Raw genomic sequence first — 22,849 nt, 5'->3', positions numbered from 1 at the left:
GCTGTGTTTGTCGGCAGCGGGGCTGGCCAGTTGGTTCAACTCGGTTCCTTCAGACAGTACCGGCTTGGCACCTCGCCCAGCACCCGGCGAAAAACGCTGGTGAAAGCGCTCGGGCTGCTATAGCCCAGATCGGTCGCCACTTGCGTAACGGCCTCGCCATGGCCAAGGCGCACCACCGCTGCCAACAGGCAGGCTTGCTGGCGCCATTCGACAAAACTGATGCCGGTTTGCTGGCGAAACAGGCGGGTAAAGGTACGGCGGCTCATGCCAACCTGCCGGGCCATATCATCAATCCCGATATCCAGCGACGGCTGCTCCAGCAGTGTGCGGCAGGCCCGCGCCAGCCTGGGCTCACCCGGTAGCGGCGCATTGAGCGAAAGGGGTGGCATCTCGGCTATTTCGTGGAGCAGCAAATTCATCAGCAGCCCCTCTCTGCGGGTTTCGTCATAGAGCGCCGGAATATCCGTGGCCTGGATCAATAACTGGTGCAGCAGCGGCGATATGCCGAAAACCTGACAATGCGCCGGCAGGCCAAGACGCACAGACGCGGGCTCGCGGATATAGGTGTTCAGCATCGTGACCGGGCCGTTCATGCTCATTTCGTGGGGTACCCCTGCCGGTACCCAGATGGCCCGTTGCGGCGGTACCACCCAGTTGCCCTGGTCGGTAAACACCGTGATGACACCGCAGGCGGCATAGGCAAACTGCCCGCGGTTATGCCTGTGCAGGGCAAAGCGCTGCCCGTCGGCATAGTCAATGGCCGTGACCACAGCGTCGCGGGGGATATTTTCGCAGGTGTCGGATTCAAATTCGCCCATGGCCCGAATTTAATGATCTTTGACCTGATAGTGCAAGCGGGCCGATGCGGCAAGTGTGCATAGTGGCATTTTGGTTGGCGCATGACGCCGCCCTCCTTGCCACTGGAAGCCCCCCCTATGCAAAAGAAACATCTGATCCTGGCCGTGCTGGTGACGGCCGTTTGGGGGCTGAACTTCCCCATCACCAAACTGGGCCTGGCAGCTATTGATCCGCTGTTGCTAACGGCGCTGCGTTTTACCCTTGCGGCGTTGCCGTGGGTATTTTTCGTCAAACGGCCGCCGATTGCCATCAAGTGGCTGGCTGCTTATGGCTTGATTTTTGGAGTGGCCATGTGGGCCCTGATCAATCTGGGTATTGAATGGGGCGTGCCCCCAGGAACCGCTGCGCTGCTGATCCAGTTCAGTGCTTTTTTCACCTTGGGCTGGGGGGTATTGCTGTTTCGCGAGCGTCTGGGCTTCGGCCAGATACTGGGGATGGGGCTGGCACTGTTGGGGTTGATCAGCATCATTGTGGCCAGCCCCGGCCGGGGCACGACCCTGGGTTATGGCCTGTTGCTGATCAGTGCTCTGAGCTGGAGTATCGGCAACGTCATTATCAAACAGTCGAAAGTGCGGGAGATGTTCGCCTTTGTGGTGTGGGCCAGTGTGTTTGCGCCGCTGCCGCTGTTGGCTCTTACCTGGCTTGCCCACGGATCTGCGCCTTTTACCTCTTTAGTCACCCACTTTGAGTGGGTGGCGTTGTTTTCCCTGTTGTTTCAGGTCTACGCGGCGACGCATTTCTGTTACTGGGGCTGGAATCTGTTGCTGCGCGAGTACCCGGTATCCAGGGTGGCGCCGCTGTCCCTGCTGATTCCGGTTTTCGGGATCGCAGGTTCGATGCTGATGCTGGGGCACAAGATTGGGTTCAATGAAGGGCTTGCGATTGTGCTGATATTGGCGGCGCTGGCAGTGGGGTTTGTAAAAGGGCCGGGGCTTAGTCCGAGATTTCAGTTACCGGGATGGCCTGGTCGTCAGAAGTCTGCGCGGCGCTTTTCTTCTCTCGACGATCGTTGATCCATTTGCCGACCTGTGCCGGGAACTCGGCGGGTGATTTACGGCCGACCTTTCGGGCAAGATCAAGAATGGTTTGTTGGGCCAGAGCCTCTTCCATGCGCTTTTGTGCCGTCATCATCGCCGCGTGAACCGAACAGTGGCCGTCCAGCGCCCAGGCAGGCGGCGAGCCTTCGAAGAGTGCGCAGCGGCCACGAATTTCCCGGCAATCGAAAATAAGCTTTTGGCCGTCGATAGCGTTGACGATATCGAGAATGCTGATTTCGTCAGCAGGCCTGGCCAGTTTGAATCCGCCGCGCACGCCTTCGGTGGCCACGACCAGTTTGGCCTTGGCCAGCTTGGTGAAGATCTTCGCCAGATAGTCCTGAGGTACGCCTTGCAACTCTGCAAGATCACGCACGCTCGCCTCACGGCTTTCGCCGCCATCGCCTACCAAAAAGAGCAGGCAGTGAATGCCGTACTCAACGCCCGCGCTGTAAAGAGACATCAAAATCTCCGACTGAATTAGTCGCATATTTTAGCAGTGATCAGTCAGGCGAGCAACGCTCCTTGGGCGTGACAGCAGTGGCATGGACCCCAAATAAAGATTGCTCTCTGTAACTACGACTAATATAGTCGCCGTTATTGAGGTTCGGTGGTGATCGTCATTCGGGGTTGCTTTGCTCGGGCTTCTCATCAGGGGATAAAAAATGAAACAGCAGATTCTGATTATTGGCGCAGGCTTCGGTGGCATCTGGACCGCTTTGAGTGCAACGCGGCTGTTGGATATTCACGGCCACAACCAAGTCGAAGTGACCGTGCTGGCCCCCCAGGCCGAGCTGCGCATACGCCCGCGTTTTTACGAGCCTGAAGCGCACCGGCTGGTCGCGCCCATTGGCGAACTGCTCGACGCGGTAGGTGTCACCTTTATCAAGGGTGCGGCAGAGACCATCGACGTGCAGCAAAAACATGTGGTTTACACCGATGCCGCAGGCGCCAGACAAATTCGTCCCTACGACAAACTGGTCCTGGCTACTGGCAGCGGCCTTGCGCTGCCTGACACCCAAGGTGTGGCGCAATACGCCTTCGACGTGGACCAGATCGAGCAAGCCATACGCCTGGAAAACCACCTCAAATCCCTGGCAGAACTACCACCAAGCCGTGGTCGCAACACGGTGGTTGTGGCGGGCGGAGGCTTCACCGGCATTGAAACGGCAACCGAAATGCCGGCCCGTCTGCGCGCCATACTGGGCGAGCATGCAGACATGGAAGTGATCATCGTGGATCGGGGTGAAAAAGTCGGGGCTTCACTGGGCGCCGAAATCAGCCAATCGATCGCCGAAGCCAGCGATGAGCTGGGGGTGACCTGGCGCTTGAAATCGTCTGTGGTAGCCGTCGACGAGCAAGGCGTAACCCTGGGTGATGGTCAACGAATCGAATCGAAAACAGTGATCTGGACCACCGGTGTACGGGCCAGCTCGCTGACGGCGCAAATCCCGGGGGAGCGTGATGGGCTTGGGCGTCTGCATGTGGACGCGCACCTTCAAGTCATAGGCCAGCAAGACATCTTCGCCACCGGCGACGTGGCTTATGCCGCCACGGATGACCTGGGCAACCATGCGCTGATGACCTGCCAGCACGCCATCGTCCTGGGGCGCCACGCGGGCAATAACGTTGCTGCGCAGATACTGGGCGTAGCCCCGGTTGCCTACAGCCAGCCCAAGTACGTTACCTGCCTGGACCTGGGTGGCTGGGGAGCGGTCTACACCGAAGGCTGGGATCGCCAGGTCAAGTTGACCCGCCAGGAAGGCAAATCGTTGAAGACACAGATCAATACGGTGTGGATCTACCCGCCGGCTGCCGACCGCGATGTAGCCTGGGCGGCAGCGGACCCATTGATACCGATTGCCTGAAATATCAGGGTGCTTAACCCTGCGCGCTTTCAGTGGCCGGGCGCAGGATATCGCGGCACCCCAGCTCATGACTGATATCCATGCGCCGATGTGCAATACGCCAGCCGTCTGATGTTGAAACCCAGCGATCCTGATATTCGGCCAGCGATTCATAGGTCAAGCCTTGCATATTGCCGGCGCCGCGATGGGCTGCGCGGACATAGATGCGGCTCACGATAGTTGAATCGCTGGACTCGACCAACAGATTGCCGAGCAAGTGCTGGGAAGGCCCGCAGCCCTCAAGGTGCACGCGGATCATGGCCACAATCGGCCCGCGACCTTGAAGCTGATGCAAACCGCCATAGTCGGCAGTCGCTTCCTGGAGGAACACATCATCCATGGCAGCCCAGTCGCGCTGATCACAAGCCCGTGCATAGCGAGAAAGGACTGCATTGAGCTCGCGCTCAAGCAGCAATTGTTTGATGTCCATCTTGTCCCCTTTTCAGTCTGCCGGTTGGTTTGGCGCTGAGCTGATGCTCGGCCTGACTGGGGGAGGGGCTCATCGTTCAGTTGGACTATTTGTGTGGGGGGTGGGGTAGGTGGGGTGGGTTTATCAGAGCACTACAAAGAGCACTGAACGTTCAGGCAGGGTGGACGGGGCTAATTCGACAACCTGCCGACCGTTTTCCTGAATCAATTGAAAGAGAAGGTCAGTAATGGATCATGAAATGGAGAATTTTCAAAAAGACTTGTTGGCTTCGGTACGTCAAATGAAAGCTGGCAAGGTGGTACCCACTACCGAAGTGAAGCTATTGGCTGCGGCCGAGGCCAGGGTTAAAGCTGGCGTGTCCCAGAGCGCATCGAAGGGAACGACCAGCACACCTTCCGAACTCACAAATTAAGGTCGATGGTGTCCGCCTATTTTTAAGTGCACGCGATAGCCCTTAACTCGAAGTTCGAAAGGTGTATTGGCCGTTTGATCACCGTGAACAGAGGCTTTTTGAGGTCATAGACCACCGTCCTGAACCTGTTGAAGCCCCAGGGTGACATCATCGACAAGTGCTTTGGCCATTTCGCTGAGATAGTGTGAAGCCCACCTCATTGCTTCGTTGCCATCATCCATTGCACCGAGAAACGTGAGCGTGTTGATGCAGTTCATAATGAGAGAGGCGTGCTGCAGTGCTTCTTCGCCTGAAATACCGGCATTGACGGTAAATAGACGCTGGTCGCCTACGTTGCATTTGGCGAAGGTGGCGCCGCCGACGGTCTGGATCATGGCTGGAGAGGTCATAGGTCGCCTCTTTTGGTCACGAGGGAGTTGTGGCGGGTGACAAGGCTGGAGTCGGCGTGTAATGCGACGAGGGCCATGGCTCGATAAGCCGCGGCGCGAATTTTGGACGGATTGCGGGTGTGATTCATTTGGCGTAACTCCTATTGTTGAGGAGCTGCCACGAATCGCCGCTAAACGAAAGAGGGTGGCAGCTGTGCGCAGGTTAGCGGACCGGGACAATAGGAACCCGGCAGGCCCGAAGGCCTCCCACGCACAGCCGCCATAATACAGATATGCGGACACAAAAAAAGCGCCTGCAATCGTTATGGTGGCGCCTGTGCGCCTATTGTTCACCGGGCCGCTAAACCCAGTCGCTGAATTTGCAGCGACAGTAAAAAGGTAACGCCACCCTTTGAAAAGCGCAACCGTGCGGAGTGTTTCTGGTGGTTTCGGGCGTGGTACAAGAATGGGCAGGCAGTGGCGGATAGCCAGAAACAAGAACGCCCGCACGGGGCGGGCTTCTTGAGGTGTTGCTCAGACTGTCTGGGACAGGTCTGGACAGCTATTAGGTGGGCCGGGGTAATTTGAACTGTTTGTCTAACTTATTGATTTTAAAATAGTATATTGGTTATTGAATTGGCTTGGAATACCATTTGGAATACCAAGGCTTTGGGCTGGCGGTGCAGAGGAAAGGCGGGTGTCTGGCTGGTTCCATCAGCTAAGGTAGTTTCCCTAGCTACCTTTCAGCCTGCCTGTGAGGTGCACGCCATCCTCGACTCCGTAGTTATCAGAAGCTCCAAGACTTGAGCTCGTTTCAGCTTGTGCTTTTTCGCCAGCGTATCGAGTAGGTCGATCACGGTTTTCGATAGCATGACGTTAACCTGCTTCTTATCTGCTGCGCGTTCGTCGAACTGCTTGCGGCTCCATCGCTTCTTGATGCCTTGGATGATAGCTTTCTGCTCATGAGGCCCGTGCTCCGCTTCATCGAAGTACATGAGCAGCTCTTTGTAGTTGCTGATAGGAGGTGGTCTCTTAAATATGGATGGAGGGTTCTTCTCCAGCCATTCCCATGCGCACTTGCAGCGTTTGTTGCCATCTTTTTTGTCTTCGAACCACTCGAACTCACGGTCCTTAGCCTTATGGCTAAGCCAGTGATCGCGAAGTCGTTCGATTTTGCCTGCTTTCTTTCCAATTTCGACATTCCAGAGATCGAGCATGGCGATGAGATGATTCCTGCCGGTGAGGTGTACCAGCCCCCGAGGCAGTCTCGACTCAGTGATGTTTTTGATTCTGCCAAGTAGCCATTGATATTGGCGTTCATCCTCCTCAATCCACTTGAGGTAGATATCTGGAATCAGAAACCGATCTTTCTTCGAGTTTATCGTCGCAAGGTTGTCGGTATTTTTCTTCAGAAAACCGGCGATGGTGTCTCTCATAGTAATGCCGTTGCACGTGGCGGGATCGAAGCCGGCATTTTCGTAATCGTCCAGGTAGAGCCATAACCAGATGTCATGACGAGTGGTTCGTCGTGGCCCCGTGAGCAGCTGGCTCAGCTCGTCAACCCCACTATCGTCAACAACAAAAGTCTCTATCATAGCAGTGCTCTATCGAAGCGTATAAGTTAAAAGAAATATTCTATTTAATAGGTTTTATTCTAATTGAATTATATATGAATTCTACGTGCGTTCTATTTAGTTCCTATGGTGGATCAATTATTATTCTATGAATATTCTATTGGTATTCTAGATTAATATTTCTCATGATAGCCAGTAAAGCTGGGCTCTGTAGCCATATATGGTTGGTTTTTTGCCGTACTTAATGCTTTCACTGTGTAAATCGATATGGGTTTTGAGGCGGGGCGTCAGTAACGTTTTTATCGCGTTCCTGGATACGTTGGTGCATATGGCGTTAAGCCTATTAGTAAGAATCGGGCTCGTGGGTGCTGATATCGAGTGGCGGCGAGGTTGTCAGCGCATGCTACTAATAGGCTGCGCTCGTAAATTCGTCGAAGCGTGGGGCGCACAGTGTGCGTGGTTTTTTCGAACGACTGACCGAGACTGCTTCGAGTCTTTGGCGTGTGGCAAAGGTGGTGGCCGAAGTCGGGCGCGTGCAGAGGTGATTAGCGCTCTGTGCAGGTCGAATTGATTTGTCGCCAATATCTTGCCCAAGATATTGGCAAAGCTCCCTAGGCTTGCGTCTCCGCTTGACGCAGTTGATTCTGAGCTGAGTGGCGTCGGTCGAATTTTAGGCTAATAACTCTTCAACTGAGCGGCTCAGGCTATGCCGTTCTGATGGGGTTTTCTGCGAAGCCTGGGCGGTCAGAGTTAAGCAGTAGGCGTGGTGAGTATTTATTTACAGACCTTGCGAATCCTCTGAACGAATATGAGGAGACAGTTCATGAGGATCATCCGTCTGAAAGAGGTTATCGACTGCACCGGCCTGGGCCGGTCCACTATCTACAAGTACATCGGCGAGGGGAGCTTTCCGAAGCCAGTATCATTGGGTGACAGGGCTGTTGGATGGGTTGAAAGCGAGGTTATGGGGTGGGTCATGGCCAGGATCGAGGCTCGTGATGCACACGAGTCTCTCACTGCGGTGTCTCCGCTAAAGGCTGCGTAATCAGCCGGTTGGCTGAGCGTTCGTCAAGTCATCCGGTTGGCGTTCAGGCTGACCAGATGACTCGAATCTTTGGTTTATTTCCAGAGCATTTGAATCACTGAAGCTGCCACATTCTTGCCGCGCTCTCTGGCAGTTTGCTGCTCCACTCCCTTGCAGGAGTGGGGTGGTAGGTTTCGGTATTAGTATTATTTATATATCCATGCATTTGGCATTGCTACTATCAATGACATAGCCTGTTGTACTCATAGCCTTCATCAACCAAATGGACCCTACCCATACGTCCATTCAAGGCAACCATCTCCATCACCCTCACCCCTTTTTGAGGGGGGAGCTCAGGCAGTGACAGGATCCAGCTCCTAGCGTCAGTCACTGAACCGAGTTCTGCTACACATGGAGATCGAATCGTATAAATATACATAGCCCACTGAGTTGATGTACCTACTCAGCGGATCATTCCCATGACACACCAGCCCAAGCGTCACCCCGGTAACAGCAATCTTCACCTGCATCACGAGAATACCTTCCAAGGGCTACCCGTGATGACGTCCCACACCCCCTTCATTACCGAATACCTTGAACGATTTCATGAAACCACTCAGTTAGCGCTCAGCGCTCACCGTCGGGTATTCGCGGTACGTTTCGATCTACGTTTTCCAGACGACGACCTACGACTCGAATCAGACAACACTGTCATCTCCAGATTTGTCGATTCCTTAACCGTCAGAATCCAATCAGCACGTGAGCGCTCCAAGCGACTAAATGGCTCTGCACATCAGACACAGGTGCGCTGGTGCTGGGTCAGGGAGATTGGGCGAGAGGGGCGAGCGCATTACCACTTTGTCTTGTTGCTCAACAAGGATGCGTACCACACTGTGGGACGCTTTCACTCAGCACAAGAGAACCTATACCGCCGCATCCAGTCGGCATGGGCCAGTGCGTTGGGAATTTCTGTCGCTGAAGCTGACGGCTTGGTGCATGTCCCCGCCAACGCGGAATTCCACCTCTCTCAGGATGACCCGGCGGAGATGGCCCAGTACTTCCGTCGAGTGAGCTACCTCTGCAAAGTTGCGACCAAGGTGTACGGCAATCGCTGCCGTGTGTTTGGTTGTAGTAGAGGATGAACCTCAGCAGCAGATCAGGGGAGAGCTGCTCAGTTTTCACTAGGCTCGAGTCAGATTGACTGACTTGCCATGGCGTTACTTCTAGGGGGCGCGCTGGCTGCGCTTAAGACCGCAGCTTGACGGTTTTGGGTGTTCAAGGCGCGGCTTTGTCGAGAGGGAGTTGTGTGATTCACAGGCCTCTGGGGTGGGTTTTGCATGCTTGCTCCCAGCAGTTTCAATACGCCATGACTGGGGTTTCCCTGGTCATGGCGTTTTATGCCGGATCAGCCGGTTGCCGGGTTGGTGCTCTTCATCCTCCGATTCTTGTCCAGCCTAGATGAGAGCTTGCTTGCCTCGTGGCGAATGGAGTCTGCGTCGGTTATCCGGCGGACTTCAGCATTGCAAGGAGGAATAGCTTGGATCGTTGATCGTCTTGTGCCATGCAAGATGTGATAATTAGGAACGCTGAAAATTGCATCATTGTGCTAAGGCAAGAGTTGCCTTAGCTGTTGCCCTGAACACGGAATCCCATGGCCATCAAGAAAACTGCTCTCTATTCCTCCCTTTGGGCCAGCTGCGACGAATTGCGCGGCGGTATGGATGCTTCCCAGTACAAGGATTACGTCCTGACCCTGCTGTTCATGAAGTACGTGTCGGACAAATTCAAGGGTGACCCCTATGGCATGATCCTGGTGCCACAGGGGGCCAGCTTCGATGACATGGTGGAACTCAAGGGCAGCAAGAATATCGGTGAAGACATTAACACCATCATCAGTCGCCTGGCCGAGGAGAACGACCTCAAGGGCGTGATCGATGTCGCCGACTTCAACGATGAAGACAAGCTTGGCAAAGACAAGGAAATGGTCGACCGCCTGTCTAAGCTAATCGGCATTTTCGAAGGGCTGGACATGTCCAGCAACCGCGCCGACGGTGACGACCTGCTGGGCGACGCCTACGAATACCTGATGCGCCACTTTGCTACCGAGTCGGGCAAGAGCAAGGGCCAGTTCTACACCCCTTCGGAAGTTTCTCGAATCGTCGCCAAAGTGGTCGGCATCAGCCATGACACGCCGCAGGACGCCAGCGTCTATGACCCGGCCTGTGGGTCTGGATCGCTGCTACTTAAAGCCAGTGACGAAGCGCCGCGTGGTCTGTCGATCTTCGGTCAGGAGATGGACAACGCCACCGCTGCCTTGGCGCGCATGAACATGATTTTGCACAATAACGCCACTGGCAAGATTTGGAAGGGCAACACCCTATCCGATCCGCACTGGAAGGACCCTATCGGCCAGCTCAAACTATTCGACTTTGCCGTGGCCAACCCGCCATTCTCGAACAAAAATTGGACCAGCGGCATAAATCCCACAGAGGATCTGTTCGGCCGCTTTAACTGGGGCATCCCGCCGGAGAAAAACGGTGATTACGCCTTCCTGCTGCACATCCTTAAGTCTCTGAAAAGCACCGGCAAGGGCGCGGTAATTTTGCCCCACGGCGTGCTGTTCCGTGGCAATGCCGAGGCGCGAATCCGTGAGAACCTGATCAAGCAGGGTTACATCAAGGGCATCATCGGCCTTCCGGCCAACCTTTTCTACGGCACCGGCATTCCTGCCTGCATCATCGTGCTGGACAAGGAGCAGGCAAAACACCGCACCGGCATCTTCATGATCGATGCCAGCAAAGGTTTCAAGAAGGACGGCAACAAGAACCGCCTGCGCGATCAGGACATTCATAAGGTGGTGGACGTGTTCACCAGGCAGCTGCAGCTGCCGCGCTACAGCCGCATGGTGCCGTTGGCCGAGTTTGCCGGTAACGACTACAACCTGAACATCCCGCGCTATATTGACGCCAGTGAGCCGGAAGACCTGCACGACCTGTCTGCCCATTTGCAGGGCGGTATTCCCAATGCCGACATCGAATCCCTTGAGCGTTTCTGGCAGGTGTTCCCCAGCCTGCGTGCCACATTGTTTAAGCCAGGCCGCGCCGGCTACTGTGATGCCCTCGTAGGGGCCAATCAGGTCAAGAGCACCATCCTTGCTCACCCGGAATTCACTGCCTTTTCCGAGCGTAGCCTGGCACCGTTCCAGCAATGGCGGGACAGTAGCAACCTGGCCAGCATCCACCCCGGTGACAAGCCAAAAGCCGTAATTCATCGCATCTCTGAAGACCTGCTGGAGCGCTATAGCGCCATCCCTCTTCTAAGTAAATACGACGTTTATCAGATCCTCATGGATTACTGGGCCGAGACCATGCAGGACGACGTCTACGTGTTGGTGCAGGACGACTGGGCCGCCGGTAGGCAGCTGCGCGAGCTGGTGGCCAAGAAAGGCGAAAAGCTTAAGGAAACCCCGGATCTAGTCATCGGCAAGAGCAAGTACAAGGCCGAGCTGATTCCGCCAGCTCTGATCAGCATGCGCTTCTTCCCGCAGAAGGTGGCGCGCATTGGCCAACTGCAAGCGGCTTACGACAACGCCAGCCAGGAACTGGAAAGCTACCTGGAAGAACACTGCGGTGATGATGGCCTGCTCAACGAGGCGCTCAACGACAAGGACAAAGTCACTAAGGCCAGCATGACCGCACGGCAGAGGTTGGCCAGCGACCCGGAAGAAGTTGCCGCGCTCAAGCAAGCGAAGAAGTTGTTCGATGCCGAGGCCAACGCAAAGAATGCTCTGAAAGGCGACGAAGAGGCTCTGGACCAGGCTGTATTCCGCCAATACTCCGCGCTCAGCCTGGACGATGTTCAAGCCCTGTTGATCGAGGACAAATGGCTAGCCAGCCTGCAGGCCGGTATCGAGGCCGAGATCGAGCGGGTTACCCAGCAACTGACCAATCGTGTGCGCGAGCTGGAACAGCGTTATGCCTGTGCCTTGCCGGAGCTGACTGCCGAGGTCGAAAGCCGGAGTAAGCGGGTTGTTGAGTATCTGCGTGCTATGGGGCTGGAGGCGTGAGCATGAAGGATGCAGTCGAGGAGGTGAGTGCCCTGTACTTTGTGAGTACGGCTGCTGATGGAGGTCTGCACTGTTTAGACGGTTGGCAATACGCTCAGTTAGGTGATGGTGTTGACCTGCTTTCAGGTAACCACGTGATGGCCAGCTGTTGCAATAATCAGGGTATTGGCACGCCATACTTAACCGGCCCTGCAGACTTTCCTAATGGCGTAATACAACTAACAAAGTATACAACTCGGCCAAGTGCTATCTGTGATGCAGGTGATATTCTCATCACTGTAAAGGGGTCGGGGGTTGGTTCGTTAACATTGGCTGATACAAAATACTGCATAAGTCGGCAGCTTATGGCGGTTCGTGTGCGTAATTGGGATGAGCGGTTTGTTTATCAGTTAATATCAAGCAAGCAAGATTTTTTCAGTGGTGCAGCTACAGGTTTGATACCAGGGCTGTCCAGGGGCGATATTCTAGAAAAAAGTATTCATATTCCTGTTGACCGTGAAGAACAAACCGCCATTGCCGACGCCTTGTCCAATGTCGATGCCCTGATCAATGGCCTAGAAAACCTGATCGCCAAAAAACAGGCCATTAAAACCGCCACCATGCAGCAACTGCTCACCGGCCGCACTCAACTGCCGCAATTCGCCACCGGTCCCGATGGCTGCCCTAGAGGGACCAAGCAGACGGAGTTAGGGGAGATTCCGGAGGATTGGGATTTATTAAGTCTTGGTGATGTGTGTATTTTCGAAAACGGTGATAGAGGGAGTAACTATCCGTCACCAAATTCATTTGTAGGAAGTGGGGTTCCGTTTATTAATGCGGGCCATATCGCTAATGGGGTGATTAGCCTGGATTGTATGAACTATATAACGGATGAAGCCTACAGTCGGCTAGGGGGTGGTAAGGTTAGGCCAGGAGATATCCTTTTTTGCTTGCGTGGTTCGCTTGGAAAGTATGGGTTAGTAAGTGAAGACTTTGGTTTGGGAGCTATTGCTAGCTCTTTGGTTATTGTAAGAGCAAAAGAGAGGGTGTCACTGCAGTATCTGATTTGTTATTTTGCTTCGGAACTCTGCGAGAAGATGATTGAACTCTGGGCTGGTGGAGCTGCACAGCCCAATCTAGGTGCCAGGGAGCTGGCGCGTTTTGCACTTCCAGTTCCAAAAAAAGATGAACAAACCGCCATCGCGTCCATCCTTTCAGATATAGATGGTGAAATCCAAACCCTCGAACAGCGCCTGTCCAAAACCCGCCAAATCAAACAAGGCATGATGCAGGAACTCCTGACCGGCAGGACGCGATTAGTATGACGGCAGCGCGTGACCCTGTCTCGGTTAAGACGTTAAGCTTTAATCAGCTTCTGGTCGCCAGTGAGTGGCCGCTGGCGCTGGATAGCTACCAGCGTGGCTTTGTCTGGGATAAACCCAAAATGACTCAGTTGGCCAGCGATCTGGCTGAGTATCAGAAGAAGTCACGTCAGAGTTTGCCGTACTACATGGGGACGTTGCTGCTGCATGCGGATGACAAAAAGCAGCTGCGCTTCATCATTGACGGCCAGCAGCGCATCACCGCCTTGTCGGTACTGCATCGCCAGCTTACCGGCAGTCTGCCGAAGAGGCAGGCTCTCAGCTACTCGGCACACTCGTCGCGCTTCATTCGTCAGGCCGCTAAGGCTTTGGCTGAATGTGCCGAACTGCCTGATACCTCGGTTTTCGATCGCCTGCTGTTTACCGTGATTGTGGTCGACAGTGCCGATCAGGCCTTCACCTTTTTCGACACCCAGAACAACCGAGGTGTGCGCCTGCACGCCACCGACCTGCTTAAAGCCTTTCATCTGCGCGCCATAGACCAAGCCGGAGGTCATGAGCGGCAGCGCCATGGTTTGGAGCAATACTGCGCCGAGCGCTGGGAGGACATTCAGCGTCATCCGGCGGTGCTCTCGCCGGGTCAAGACTTCGCGCCCAATCTGTTTAATCGCTTTCTCTGGCGTGCGCGGCGTTGGCGGGGCAGCCAGGTGCCGAACGGTCGGCACGATTCCATACTGGAGGAGTTCCAGACCAATACCTGGCCTCTGGGTTATGACGCCCGCTCTAGCCTGGACACCCTGCCGGTATATGCCTGCCGGCATAACCGGATGGCCACAACCTTGACACTAAAGGCCGATGGCGAGCGCGAACTGCAGGGCAGCCGCCTGCTGCTGAGCCAGAACCCCGCTAATCTGCCTATGGCGCTGCGTCAGCCTATTCATCAGGGCATCGGTTTTTTCTTATTTGCCGATAAGTACGCGGCGCTGCTGCAGTCGCTAATGAATGAGCCGACCGCAGAGGTGCGCCTGCTCGCTTTTCGTAGCCTCTACACGCAGCTGCTGCGGAGCAATCAGGAATACCTGCGGGAGATTTTCCTCCTCGCCAGCCTGCTGTATGTCGATCAGTTCGATTATGAGCAGCTCATGGCGTTTGCCTTGCGGCTGGAGTTTCTGCTCGGGGCCATTCGTCTCGACAAGCAGCAGGTGCGTCAGGAAACGGCGGCCAATTTCTTCAGGGATGGCGACCTCAATCTGCTGGATGTGATTGCTCAAAGCCATCATCCCCGGCAGGTGTTGGAATACCTGTACCAGCAGCAGCGGCAATGTGCCGAACCCTACCGTGATGAACAGGTGGTTATAGGTAAAGGAGTACAGGGGCGCTACAAGCAGGCCGTGCTTAACTATTTCCACCCTGAGGCCGGTATGGGCTGTGAGCGTCTGGCTGACAAGCCAAGTTGGGTTGAGTCGGTGATCAAGAGGGATTGGTCGTGAGCATCACGTCTGAGTTGTACACGCTGGAGCAGATCGTCGATCAGCCAGGCGCCGCCTGGTCTTTCAATGTGCCCATTTACCAGCGGCTGTATGTCTGGGGGGAGGATCAGATCAATACGCTGCTTACTGACATCGCTAATGCCTACGATCGGGATGAAGAGCAATTTTTCCTCGGCGGTACCCTGCTGGTGGAGAAAACCGTTCAACAGGATCGTGCTGAGGGGCTGCGCCGTTTTGATCTGATTGATGGTCAGCAGCGGTTCACCACGCTCTGGCTACTCAGTACCGTCGCTGTCTGGCGTGAGGTTATGGGGGCTTTCCGTTTTGTCCGGCTCATGCGGGGATCGCAGCCGCGACTGCGATTTTCCATCCGCGAGCAGGTGAATGTGTATCTGAACAGTCTTATGCACGACACTGATGCGTTGGTCGATGAAGCGCTCGATACGCGGAGCATGCGCCACGCCCAGCAGTTGATGATGTCCTTTGCAGCCACCTACGTGCGCGCGAATGGCAGTGCTGTTGATGAGGACTACCTGCGCGGGCTGGCTGACTTTGTGTATCGCAAGGTAAAGCTGGTGCTGACCCAAGTGCCTGAGGGTATGGATCTCAACAAGCTGTTTGAGGTTATCAATAATCGCGGGGTGCAGCTGCAACATCACGAGATTCTCAAGGCCCGACTGCTCCAAGACATTGCAGCTGCTGACCGTGCGCGCTACGCGGCTCTTTGGGGTGCCTGCGCAGATATGAGTGGCTTTGTTGAGCGCAATCTATGTGCAGAAACGCACCTGGAGGCCAATCAGCTGGGGGCGCTCTACGCTTCCGGAAAACTGGCGGATACTGCCGCGATACATTCAGCTCTTTCATACAGAGAGCCAAGCCCGCTGGACGATAGCTCAGAGGCGCGACTTACCCTGGAAAGCATCTTTGCTGATGGAGAGCAAAGCTTGGATCATGCCTCCGATTCGAGCTCTGACCAGGGGGAAGAGCCTTGGGCCCGTAGCATCATCGGATTTCCGTTGTTTCTACAGCACACGCTGCGCATCTGGCTGCACGAGAATGGCAAGGGCGATCTGAAGCGTCTGTTGGACCGACAGTTGCTGGCCCTATTCGATGAGGCATTTTTTGCCAGGGGGGAAGAATTTACCCGTGAAGCGAATGCCCGCAGCTTTATCGATATGCTCTGGCGTCTGCGAGTCTTATGGGATGAGTATGTGATCAAGTGGGTGGACCAAGGTGACGAGGAGGTCCACCAGGTGTGTCTGACTTCGATATCCGGCAGCGATAGTAAGCGTTACATCAATCGCAGTCGGGAGAGCGCCGCTCACCAAGGGTTATCGCTGCTGCAGGGCATGCTGTATCACTCACAGGAAATCACCACACATTACTGGCTGACACCCTTTTTGTATTTCATTCACAAGCAGTCACTAGGGGTGAGAAGCGAGGGGAAAGAGTATGAGCGCTTCTTCAACTATCTTTGTCACCTAGACAACCAGCTGTTGGGTGACAGCAATGACGAGAGTCTAGTTGTCCGGACTCGTTGGTTCATGGAGGAGCCCTGGCGCAGAGCTGGCCATCTGGTGTTTGACGCCCTGCTGCAAGAAGACTACGGAGTCGCTTTCCCTCATTACTGGTTTTACAAGCAGGACTTCGTACTCTGGTACACACAGCGCAATGAATGGCCGCTGTGGAGCAATTTCCGGTTTACTGCGAAAAATTCCGTCGAGCATATCTCGCCCCAGCGGCCGCAGAGCACGGATACCAACAAGGTATCCGTGCATTGGCTTAACCGGTTCGGCAATTTGGCGTTGGTATCACGCAGCATTAACTCCGAATACAGCAATCTGCCGTTCAATGAAAAGCGCCAGCGCTACCTCAACAAGCGCAACCACGAGAGCCGGCCAGACTCGCTGAAGATGGATTTAATCTATGCGGGCACGTCCTGGGGAGATACACAGGCCAAGCTTCATCAGGAGGCGATGCTGACTGCGGTGCGTGAGCACTACGTCAGGTCTTTCAGCGAGCAGCCTGAAAAACCGTAGCCTGCGGATTAATGCACGCTGCATTGTCTGCGTTCGATTCGGGGGTAAGCTCTCTGGGTGACGCGTGACACCATGCTGGCAACATTGGTCGGCAGGCTTTTACCCAAGGCCATGATAATGCCTGATTCGCCTGATTTTCTGGGTGCTTTAGAATGTCCTTTGATCGTGATAGCGAGTTGTAGCTGAGTTAGGCAGCAGCTTGTCATCGACTTAAGCAGCAGGGATCGGATTTGGAAAGGAAGTCTTGCATGAGCAATGTTGGCCAGCGCGAACGCGCCACTCAGCAACGTGTCGCCCGTTTTTTCCAGGATCAACTCGGCTGGAGTCATCTTGGCGACTGGCATTCGCGTGAGGGCAACCGCAATATTGAGTCCGGTCTGCTGAGTCGTTGGTTGCAAGGGCGTGATATCAGTGACGCATTGATCACACGTGTGTTGCGCCAGCTGGATGTGGCCGCTGCGTTGGGTGAAGGCAAGAATCTGTATGACGCCAACAAGGCGGTGTACCAGTTGTTGCGCTATGGCGTGAAAGACAAAGAGGGGGCTGGCGAGCAGAACAAAACTGTTTGGCTGATTGACTGGCACAATCCCGAAGCCAATGACTTCGCTATCGCTGAAGAAGTGTCGATCAAGGGCGAGAATAAGAAGCGCCCGGATATTGTGCTTTATGTGAATGGTATTGCTCTGGGTGTGATTGAGCTGAAGCGCTCCTCGGTCTCAGTCTCCGAAGGTATCCGGCAGAACCTGGACAATCAGAAGAAAGACTTCATACGCAATTTCTTCAGCACCCAGCAGCTGGTTATGGCTGGGAACGACACCCAAGGGCTGCGCTACGGCTCTATCGAAACGCCAGAGAAGTACTACCTGGAGTGGAAAGAGCCACTCACTACGGAGTCTTCCGGTTATTTGCTCGATGACCACCTAGCTTGCATGTGCAATAAACAGCGCTTTCTACAGATTATCCATGACTTCATTGTGTTTGATGCTGGTACCAAGAAGACCTGCCGGCATAACCAATTTTTCGGTATTGAGGCGAGCAAGCCATTTTTGGCTCGACGTGAAGGCGGAATCATTTGGCACACTCAGGGCTCCGGTAAGAGCTTGACCATGGTCTGGCTGGCCAAGTGGATTCGGGAAAATATTCGGAACTCACGCGTGCTGATCATTACCGATCGTACCGAGTTGGATGAGCAGATTGAGAAGGTTTTCTACGGTGTTGATGAGGAAATACTACGCAGTAAAAGCGGTGCTGATCTGCTCGATACCCTGAATATGCCCGTACCTTGGCTCGTGTGTTCGTTGGTGCACAAGTTTGGTCGCCATGGCGAGTCGGAGAGTGAAGAAGCCGCCGATGCGTTTATTGAGGAGCTGCGTAACAGCTTGCCCAAAGACTTTCGTGTCAAAGGCGATCTCTATGTGTTCGTTGACGAATGCCATCGCACTCAGTCGGGAAAGCTGCACGAGGCAATGAAGGACATTCTGCCGGAAGCCATGTTTATTGGTTTCACCGGCACACCGTTGATGAAGAAGGACAAGAAGAAGTCTATCGAGATTTTTGGCCCCTTTATTCATACCTACAAATTCGACGAAGCAGTGGCCGATGGTGTGGTGCTTGACTTGCGCTATGAGGCGCGGGATATCGACCAGCGTGTGACTTCACAGAAGAAGGTGGATGAGTGGTTTGAGGCCAAGACACGAGGCCTGTCGAACCTTGGCAAAACCCAGCTCAAACAGAAATGGGGCTCGATGCAGAAACTGTTGTCCAGCAAGTCGCGGCTGGAGCAGATCGTCAATGACATCATGCTTGATATGGACACGCGGCCGCGCCTGATGGATGGCCGGGGTAACGCCATGTTGGTGTGCGCCAGTGTCTATCAGGCTTGCAAGGTCTATGAGTTGTTCAGTGAGACAGACCTCGCTGGCAAATGCGCCATTGTCACCAGCTACAAGCCGATGGCCTCCGAGATCAAGGGGGAAGAGACTGGCGAAGGGTTGACAGAAAAACTGGCCAAATACGAAATCTACCGGCGCATGTTGGCCAACTACTTTGACCAACCCGCCGAGGAAGCAGCCAAACGCGTTGAAGAGTTCGAAAAGCAAGTCAAGCAGCGCTTCATTAACGAACCAGGACAAATGCGTCTGCTGATCGTGGTCGACAAGTTGTTGACGGGGTTTGATGCGCCTCCGGCAACCTACTTGTACATTGATAAGCAGATGGCCGATCACAGCCTGTTCCAGGCAATTTGCCGAGTCAATCGCCTGGATGGTGATGACAAGGAGTACGGCTACATCATCGACTATAAGGATCTGTTTCGCTCCCTGGATAAGGCCATTACCGACTACACCGCCGGGGCTTTTGACAAGTATGACAAGGAAGATGTCGCCGGCCTGTTGAAAGATCGTTTGGTCCAGGCGCGAGAGGATCTGGATAACGCCCTGGAGGCCGTGCGCGCACTCTGTGAATCGGTGCTGGCGCCGCGCAACATGCAGGATTACAAACACTATTTCTGCGGCGTGTCGGGAGAGAACAAGGACGACCTACCTGAGAAGGAAGCCCTGCGACTGGCGCTTTATCACAGCGTGGCAAAGCTGCTGCGTGCCTGGGCCAACCTGGCCAATGAGATGCTTGAGGCGGGTTACAACAAAGCTCAGGAAGAAACTATCCGGGCTGACGTGATTCACTTTGAAAAGGTTCGCGATGAAGTGAAGCTCGCCAGTGGCGATCTGGTTGAGATGAAGCGATTCGAGCCGGCGATGCGTAAGCTGTTGGACATGTATGTCCGTGCTGATGACAGTGAAGTATTGATGGACTTCGAGGAGTTGGGGCTGATTGAGTTGGTGGTGGAGAAAGGCGCAGGTGCATTGGAGGATGTCTCTGAGGATCTGCGTAGAGATCCCGATGCCATGGCCGAAACCATCGAAAATAACGTACGCAAAACCATCGTCGATGAAAACCCAGTAAACCCCAAATACTACGAGCAGATGTCTGTGCTGCTGGATGAGTTGATCGAATTGCGTCGGCAGAAGGCATTGGATTACCAGGAGTACCTTGAGCAAATTCGAGACTTGGCTCGCAAGGTGAAAAGTCCTGGGAGTAACAGCCAACACCAGTATCCCGGATCAATTGATACATCGGCCAAACGTGCCCTGTACGACAACCTTGATCGGGATGAGGTGTTGGCGACCCGCATAGATACCGCAGTGCGCTATACCAAGAAAGCTGACTGGGTTGGTGATCGTTTCAAGGAACGTGAACTGGCCAATGCCATCCGCGAGGAAAGCGCAGGGTATAAAGTCGATATTCCTAACCTCATGGAGCTGATCAAAGCCCAGAAGGATTATCGCTAATGGCGACAGTTCATATCGGCAGTCTTGAGGTTGAACTCAACCGCAAAGCGATCAAGAACCTGCACATTAGCGTTCTGCCGCCACAGGGCAGGGTGCGTGTCTCGGCACCTGAGCATTTGTCCGATACAGCAGTACGCACTGCCGTGATTCAGCGGTTGGCCTGGATTCGCAAGCAACAGAAAGATTTCGCCGCCCAGCCGCGCCAGACTGAGCGAAAGATGGTCTCTGGTGAAACCCATTACTTGTGGGGTCGTCGTTATCGACTCGAAGTGACTGAGCGTATTGGTAAAGCAGAAATTAAACGCAGCAAAATGCGGTTGAGGCTCTATGTACGGCCAGAAACCGATCTGAAAACACGGATGCACTTGCTCAACGACTGGTATCGCGTCGAGCTCAAGGCGCGTGTGCAGGAGTTGATTGGCGACTGGGAGGTGCGTCTGGGGGTATGCCCAAGTTTCTGGGGAATCAAGAAGATGAAAACCAAGTGGGGCAGCTGTAACACTCAGGCTAAACGGATTTGGTTAAATCTTGAACTCGCGAAAAAGCCTCCTGAGTGCCTTGAGTTCATTCTGGTGCATGAACTGGTGCATCTGCTGGAGCGGCACCACAACCAGCGGTTTGTGCGGCTGATGGACGACTTCCTGCCCCATTGGAAGGAGAGTAAGTCACGGCTGAATTCGTCCCCATTAGCGCATGATGAGTGGCGGTATTGAGCGAATTCGGGGCACGGCGCTGATATGTAAGTGCCCAGGCCTGGGGGCCTGACAAGTGGAGTACGGGGCAGGCTGGCGCGCCTCAGGCGTAGGGGGCGCTGGCGCGGATGGAGTCAAATCCCGTCGAATTGGTACCCGGTGTCCAGCTTCTGGTAGGTAATAACTTTGATCTCCGCCTTACCTGCGATGTGCGGGGCGTGCCGCTCGGGCGGTAGTTCAGGTAGGACCAGGTAGCGGCGTACCGGGAAGCGCAGTTCATCGGCAATGGCCTCGCCATGCAAGATCAACTGGCCGAGGCCAGTATAGATGTTGGTCGTGTTGGCGGAGGTTTTCACCTCGTACAGGTCGACATAGTGTTCACCGACTATAGCCAAGTCGATGGCCTGGGACTTCTGCAGTGTGCCAGAGGTCTGAAGCTGAGCTGCGAGCGCGCTGACTATGGCGCCGTGTTCGACCACGCGATTGCCTGAGACGGTGTAGTTATTACCCCAGCTCTCCCCTGAAAATTCTTCAAAGTAGGCGCCAAGTTTGTGCGCGCGCTGCGTTTGCTTATCGGCCACAATAGCGGGCGGCTGTTTGTCTGTACGCTCGAACGGTGTTCGTTTTCCCGTGTTGGCAAGCTTGATCGCGCCAAGTTCGGTCGCCACATGGCGAGCCTCGACGGCGAACTCAAACAGTCGATCAATCATGTCAGGAGAGTCCAGTCCAGCTATGAGGATCAGCTGATTGGTCTGATTACCATCCTTGGCAGTGATGCAGTTTGGGAAGCGCTCGAGCACCAGATTTTTTTCAGGGCGCCCATACCCTTGGTGAGTTTGCCACGATGTGCCAAAAACAATTCCCCGTCTTCGTCCTTTACGAACGCCCCGGCTAGGTTTCGGTTGTACTCCTCGGCTGGGAAGTTAAGTTGCACAGTGATATCGAGCCAGTCAGTGGAGCTGGGCTCGCCCATGACGAGGAAGTTCATGTGTTTGTCCGACCATTTCTTGCAGGGCGACCAACCGCGGACTCTGAAGCCGCTGTCATGTTCAAAAAAAACCTTTCCCGACATGTGCCCAGAAGGGTAAGTGATTTCGCGGGTTTCACCGTGGATGAAAGCCTTCTTTAGGCGAGTGGTGAGCTTACGATTGTGCGCCGAGATTTGGCGAAGATCGGTGATAACTTCGAACATGTTTTCTTATCCAGGTGCTGTAGCCGTTTGACTGAATCTCACCCCGAGGTCAAAGCCCAGGCATCGGTATTGGAAGTCGAGCTGTCGAAGCAGGCTATCCCGCACATCGCTGGCGTAATGGACTGAATTGCCAGCTGCTGAGTCCTTCCGATATTTCAGTGAACATAGCTCAGACGACAAAAGAAAAAAAAGAAAAAATAAAAGCAGGCAGAGCTGATCAACAGTCTCTGTCTGCTTTATGTCGTTTACTCGATGCTGGGGAAGTGCTTGAGCACCCAGTAAAAGAAAAGGAAGGCAATACCAACTGCGACCAAGATCGGCGGGAATCGCAACATTAGGATCACAGCAAACACTACTGCTGAAGCGCTCGCCAGTACACCAATGAAGATGAGAAGTGTGGCCAGGAAACGTATTAACGCCATTGGACTCTCCTAGAGTTGAGGCGATGTTGGTTGCGGGCCGGATGTATCAGTTGCTATCTGCCGGGGCGGCTTGGCTAGCGCATGCCAAGGGCAAACGCTCCTACAGATCTCCCCGTTCTACCAGCGATATGCAACCCTCATAGCCCACCACCACATGATCCAATATCCGGGTGCCAACCATGTTGAGTGCATTCTTGAGGGTGGTGGTCAGCGTGCGATCAGCCTGGCTAGGCTCCGGGTCGCCGGAGGGATGGTTATGAACCAGGATTACGGCGGCGTTGTGCTCCAAGGCGATCTTGACCACCTCCCGAGAGGACACGCAGGCAACCTCCAATGCGCCCCTGAATAGTTCTCTGAAGCCAATAACCCGGTGCTCGGTATCGAGCAGCAACAAAGCAAGGACCTCGTAATCATGGAATTGCAGCAGCGTTTGTAGGTGGCTGAAGACGAGTCTACGCTCAGTCAACGCCCGTCCTTTAGACAGACGATACATCGCGAGTTGTTGAGCCATCTGCAGGATGTCGGCCTCGGTGACTGGTGATTCGATGACATAGGTGTCGGGCGTTTTACCGGCTTTGAGCTTGGGATATTTCATGCTGGTATTCCTATCGCGAACGCGTGAAAGCACTAGAGGGTGTGTGGCGCAGTTACTGGGAGTTGGGTGTCGGGATTGAATGATTCCGAACGCCCCTT

At 54.5% G+C, this 22,849-nt stretch carries 19 protein-coding genes and 1 pseudogene; 11 read left to right on the top strand and 9 right to left on the bottom strand.

The genetic code is table 11. The annotated features are described in order from the left end of the window. Positions 1–35: 35 nt before the first annotated feature. Positions 36–818, bottom strand: a complete 783-nt coding sequence (locus V6L81_RS23260) for a helix-turn-helix domain-containing protein (protein ID WP_095027131.1) — start codon at positions 816–818, stop codon at positions 36–38. A 117-nt stretch (positions 819–935) separates the two neighbouring features. Here V6L81_RS23260 and V6L81_RS23255 point away from each other — a divergent pair, with 117 nt between their 5' ends. Continuing rightward, positions 936–1,871, top strand: a complete 936-nt coding sequence (locus V6L81_RS23255) for an EamA family transporter (RefSeq protein WP_095018747.1) — start codon at positions 936–938, stop codon at positions 1,869–1,871. On the opposite strand, the gene V6L81_RS23250 is transcribed toward V6L81_RS23255, so the two are convergent. Beyond that, positions 1,792–2,355, bottom strand: coding sequence for an Rrf2 family transcriptional regulator (locus V6L81_RS23250; RefSeq protein ID WP_095002523.1), 564 nt, complete (start codon positions 2,353–2,355; stop codon positions 1,792–1,794). The two genes, V6L81_RS23255 and V6L81_RS23250, sit on opposite strands and share 80 nt — an antisense overlap. Positions 2,356–2,557: 202 nt before the next feature. On the opposite strand from V6L81_RS23250, the gene V6L81_RS23245 reads away from it, so the two are divergent. Beyond that, entirely contained in the window at positions 2,558–3,760 is a 1,203-nt protein-coding gene (locus tag V6L81_RS23245; RefSeq protein WP_338660373.1) for an NAD(P)/FAD-dependent oxidoreductase, read from the top strand. 13 nt (positions 3,761–3,773) lie between these two features. On the opposite strand, the gene V6L81_RS23240 is transcribed toward V6L81_RS23245, so the two are convergent. Further along, positions 3,774–4,229 (bottom strand): nuclear transport factor 2 family protein, encoded by a 456-nt coding sequence (locus V6L81_RS23240; RefSeq protein ID WP_133144005.1) that lies wholly within the window; start codon positions 4,227–4,229, stop codon positions 3,774–3,776. Between the two features lie 226 nt (positions 4,230–4,455). Between V6L81_RS23240 and V6L81_RS23235 the strand changes: the two are divergent. Further along, positions 4,456–4,599 (top strand): annotated as a pseudogene (locus V6L81_RS23235) (transcriptional regulator); the annotation flags it as partial. Between the two features lie 146 nt (positions 4,600–4,745). Here the strand turns inward: V6L81_RS23235 and V6L81_RS23230 are convergent. Together V6L81_RS23230 and V6L81_RS23225 are read right to left on the bottom strand one after the other, a co-directional pair. After that, positions 4,746–5,030, bottom strand: coding sequence for a DUF3077 domain-containing protein (locus V6L81_RS23230; protein WP_169917052.1), 285 nt, complete (start codon positions 5,028–5,030; stop codon positions 4,746–4,748). A 722-nt stretch (positions 5,031–5,752) separates the two neighbouring features. Continuing rightward, positions 5,753–6,604, bottom strand: a complete 852-nt coding sequence (locus V6L81_RS23225; protein WP_338660372.1) for a hypothetical protein — start codon at positions 6,602–6,604, stop codon at positions 5,753–5,755. Positions 6,605–7,406: 802 nt separating this feature from the next. On the opposite strand from V6L81_RS23225, the gene V6L81_RS23220 reads away from it, so the two are divergent. The 8 genes from V6L81_RS23220 (at position 7,407) to V6L81_RS23185 (ending at position 20,563) form a co-directional block, all read left to right on the top strand. Further along, entirely contained in the window at positions 7,407–7,628 is a 222-nt protein-coding gene (locus V6L81_RS23220) for an AlpA family transcriptional regulator (RefSeq protein WP_338660371.1), read from the top strand. Positions 7,629–8,086: 458 nt separating this feature from the next. Beyond that, the gene (locus V6L81_RS23215) at positions 8,087–8,749 is read left to right on the top strand and encodes an inovirus Gp2 family protein (RefSeq protein WP_338660370.1); all 663 of its coding nucleotides are present in this window, start codon (positions 8,087–8,089) and stop codon (positions 8,747–8,749) included. Positions 8,750–9,258: 509 nt separating this feature from the next. Beyond that, complete coding sequence (locus V6L81_RS23210; RefSeq protein ID WP_338660369.1) at positions 9,259–11,673, top strand: type I restriction-modification system subunit M; 2,415 nt, start codon at positions 9,259–9,261, stop codon at positions 11,671–11,673. Positions 11,674–11,675: 2 nt separating this feature from the next. After that, positions 11,676–12,977 (top strand): restriction endonuclease subunit S, encoded by a 1,302-nt coding sequence (locus tag V6L81_RS23205; RefSeq protein ID WP_338660368.1) that lies wholly within the window; start codon positions 11,676–11,678, stop codon positions 12,975–12,977. Further along, positions 12,974–14,464: a DUF262 domain-containing protein gene (locus tag V6L81_RS23200; RefSeq protein ID WP_338660367.1), complete on the top strand. Its 1,491-nt coding sequence runs from the start codon at positions 12,974–12,976 to the stop codon at positions 14,462–14,464. The genes V6L81_RS23205 and V6L81_RS23200 overlap by 4 nt, the downstream gene beginning before the upstream one ends. Continuing rightward, positions 14,461–16,503: a DUF262 domain-containing HNH endonuclease family protein gene (locus V6L81_RS23195; RefSeq protein WP_338660366.1), complete on the top strand. Its 2,043-nt coding sequence runs from the start codon at positions 14,461–14,463 to the stop codon at positions 16,501–16,503. Before V6L81_RS23200 ends, V6L81_RS23195 begins: the two co-directional genes overlap by 4 nt. Before the next feature lie 248 nt (positions 16,504–16,751). After that, a complete protein-coding gene (locus V6L81_RS23190) occupies positions 16,752–19,850 on the top strand; it encodes an HsdR family type I site-specific deoxyribonuclease (RefSeq protein WP_338660365.1) in 3,099 nt (1,032 codons plus the stop codon). Beyond that, positions 19,850–20,563 carry a SprT family zinc-dependent metalloprotease gene (locus V6L81_RS23185; protein ID WP_338660364.1) on the top strand — a complete coding sequence of 238 codons (714 nt, stop codon included), beginning with the start codon at positions 19,850–19,852 and terminating at the stop codon, positions 20,561–20,563. Before V6L81_RS23190 ends, V6L81_RS23185 begins: the two co-directional genes overlap by 1 nt. 113 nt (positions 20,564–20,676) lie before the next feature. On the opposite strand, the gene V6L81_RS23180 is transcribed toward V6L81_RS23185, so the two are convergent. The 4 genes from V6L81_RS23180 to V6L81_RS23165 all read right to left on the bottom strand — a co-directional run bounded on the left by V6L81_RS23180 (position 20,677) and on the right by V6L81_RS23165 (position 22,751). Further along, on the bottom strand, positions 20,677–21,252 hold the full coding sequence (locus V6L81_RS23180; protein ID WP_338660363.1) for a hypothetical protein: 576 nt from the start codon (positions 21,250–21,252) through the stop codon (positions 20,677–20,679). Between the two features lie 29 nt (positions 21,253–21,281). Next, the gene (locus tag V6L81_RS23175; protein ID WP_338660362.1) at positions 21,282–21,734 is read right to left on the bottom strand and encodes a hypothetical protein; all 453 of its coding nucleotides are present in this window, start codon (positions 21,732–21,734) and stop codon (positions 21,282–21,284) included. 245 nt (positions 21,735–21,979) lie between these two features. Next, positions 21,980–22,156, bottom strand: coding sequence for a hypothetical protein (locus tag V6L81_RS23170; RefSeq protein WP_338660361.1), 177 nt, complete (start codon positions 22,154–22,156; stop codon positions 21,980–21,982). Positions 22,157–22,256: 100 nt separating this feature from the next. Continuing rightward, positions 22,257–22,751 carry a JAB domain-containing protein gene (locus V6L81_RS23165; RefSeq protein WP_338660360.1) on the bottom strand — a complete coding sequence of 165 codons (495 nt, stop codon included), beginning with the start codon at positions 22,749–22,751 and terminating at the stop codon, positions 22,257–22,259. Positions 22,752–22,849 lie beyond the last annotated feature (98 nt).

Source organism: Pseudomonas bubulae (assembly GCF_037023725.1).
In the GTDB taxonomy this organism is placed as follows: Bacteria; Pseudomonadota; Gammaproteobacteria; order Pseudomonadales; family Pseudomonadaceae; genus Aquipseudomonas; species Aquipseudomonas bubulae.
Note: the sequence above shows the minus strand (reverse complement) of the source record. Positions and strands in the feature narration are given on the sequence as shown.

Coding starts and splice junctions, on each gene's coding strand:
- V6L81_RS23260 (WP_095027131.1), bottom strand. CDS start 818: ATGGGCGAATTTGAATCCGACACCTGCGAAAATATCCCCCGCGACGCT.
- V6L81_RS23255 (WP_095018747.1), top strand. CDS start 936: ATGCAAAAGAAACATCTGATCCTGGCCGTGCTGGTGACGGCCGTTTGG.
- V6L81_RS23250 (WP_095002523.1), bottom strand. CDS start 2,355: ATGTCTCTTTACAGCGCGGGCGTTGAGTACGGCATTCACTGCCTGCTC.
- V6L81_RS23245 (WP_338660373.1), top strand. CDS start 2,558: ATGAAACAGCAGATTCTGATTATTGGCGCAGGCTTCGGTGGCATCTGG.
- V6L81_RS23240 (WP_133144005.1), bottom strand. CDS start 4,229: ATGGACATCAAACAATTGCTGCTTGAGCGCGAGCTCAATGCAGTCCTT.
- V6L81_RS23230 (WP_169917052.1), bottom strand. CDS start 5,030: ATGACCTCTCCAGCCATGATCCAGACCGTCGGCGGCGCCACCTTCGCC.
- V6L81_RS23225 (WP_338660372.1), bottom strand. CDS start 6,604: ATGATAGAGACTTTTGTTGTTGACGATAGTGGGGTTGACGAGCTGAGC.
- V6L81_RS23220 (WP_338660371.1), top strand. CDS start 7,407: ATGAGGATCATCCGTCTGAAAGAGGTTATCGACTGCACCGGCCTGGGC.
- V6L81_RS23215 (WP_338660370.1), top strand. CDS start 8,087: ATGACACACCAGCCCAAGCGTCACCCCGGTAACAGCAATCTTCACCTG.
- V6L81_RS23210 (WP_338660369.1), top strand. CDS start 9,259: ATGGCCATCAAGAAAACTGCTCTCTATTCCTCCCTTTGGGCCAGCTGC.
- V6L81_RS23205 (WP_338660368.1), top strand. CDS start 11,676: ATGAAGGATGCAGTCGAGGAGGTGAGTGCCCTGTACTTTGTGAGTACG.
- V6L81_RS23200 (WP_338660367.1), top strand. CDS start 12,974: ATGACGGCAGCGCGTGACCCTGTCTCGGTTAAGACGTTAAGCTTTAAT.
- V6L81_RS23190 (WP_338660365.1), top strand. CDS start 16,752: ATGAGCAATGTTGGCCAGCGCGAACGCGCCACTCAGCAACGTGTCGCC.
- V6L81_RS23185 (WP_338660364.1), top strand. CDS start 19,850: ATGGCGACAGTTCATATCGGCAGTCTTGAGGTTGAACTCAACCGCAAA.
- V6L81_RS23180 (WP_338660363.1), bottom strand. CDS start 21,252: ATGATTGATCGACTGTTTGAGTTCGCCGTCGAGGCTCGCCATGTGGCG.
- V6L81_RS23175 (WP_338660362.1), bottom strand. CDS start 21,734: ATGTTCGAAGTTATCACCGATCTTCGCCAAATCTCGGCGCACAATCGT.
- V6L81_RS23170 (WP_338660361.1), bottom strand. CDS start 22,156: ATGGCGTTAATACGTTTCCTGGCCACACTTCTCATCTTCATTGGTGTA.
- V6L81_RS23165 (WP_338660360.1), bottom strand. CDS start 22,751: ATGAAATATCCCAAGCTCAAAGCCGGTAAAACGCCCGACACCTATGTC.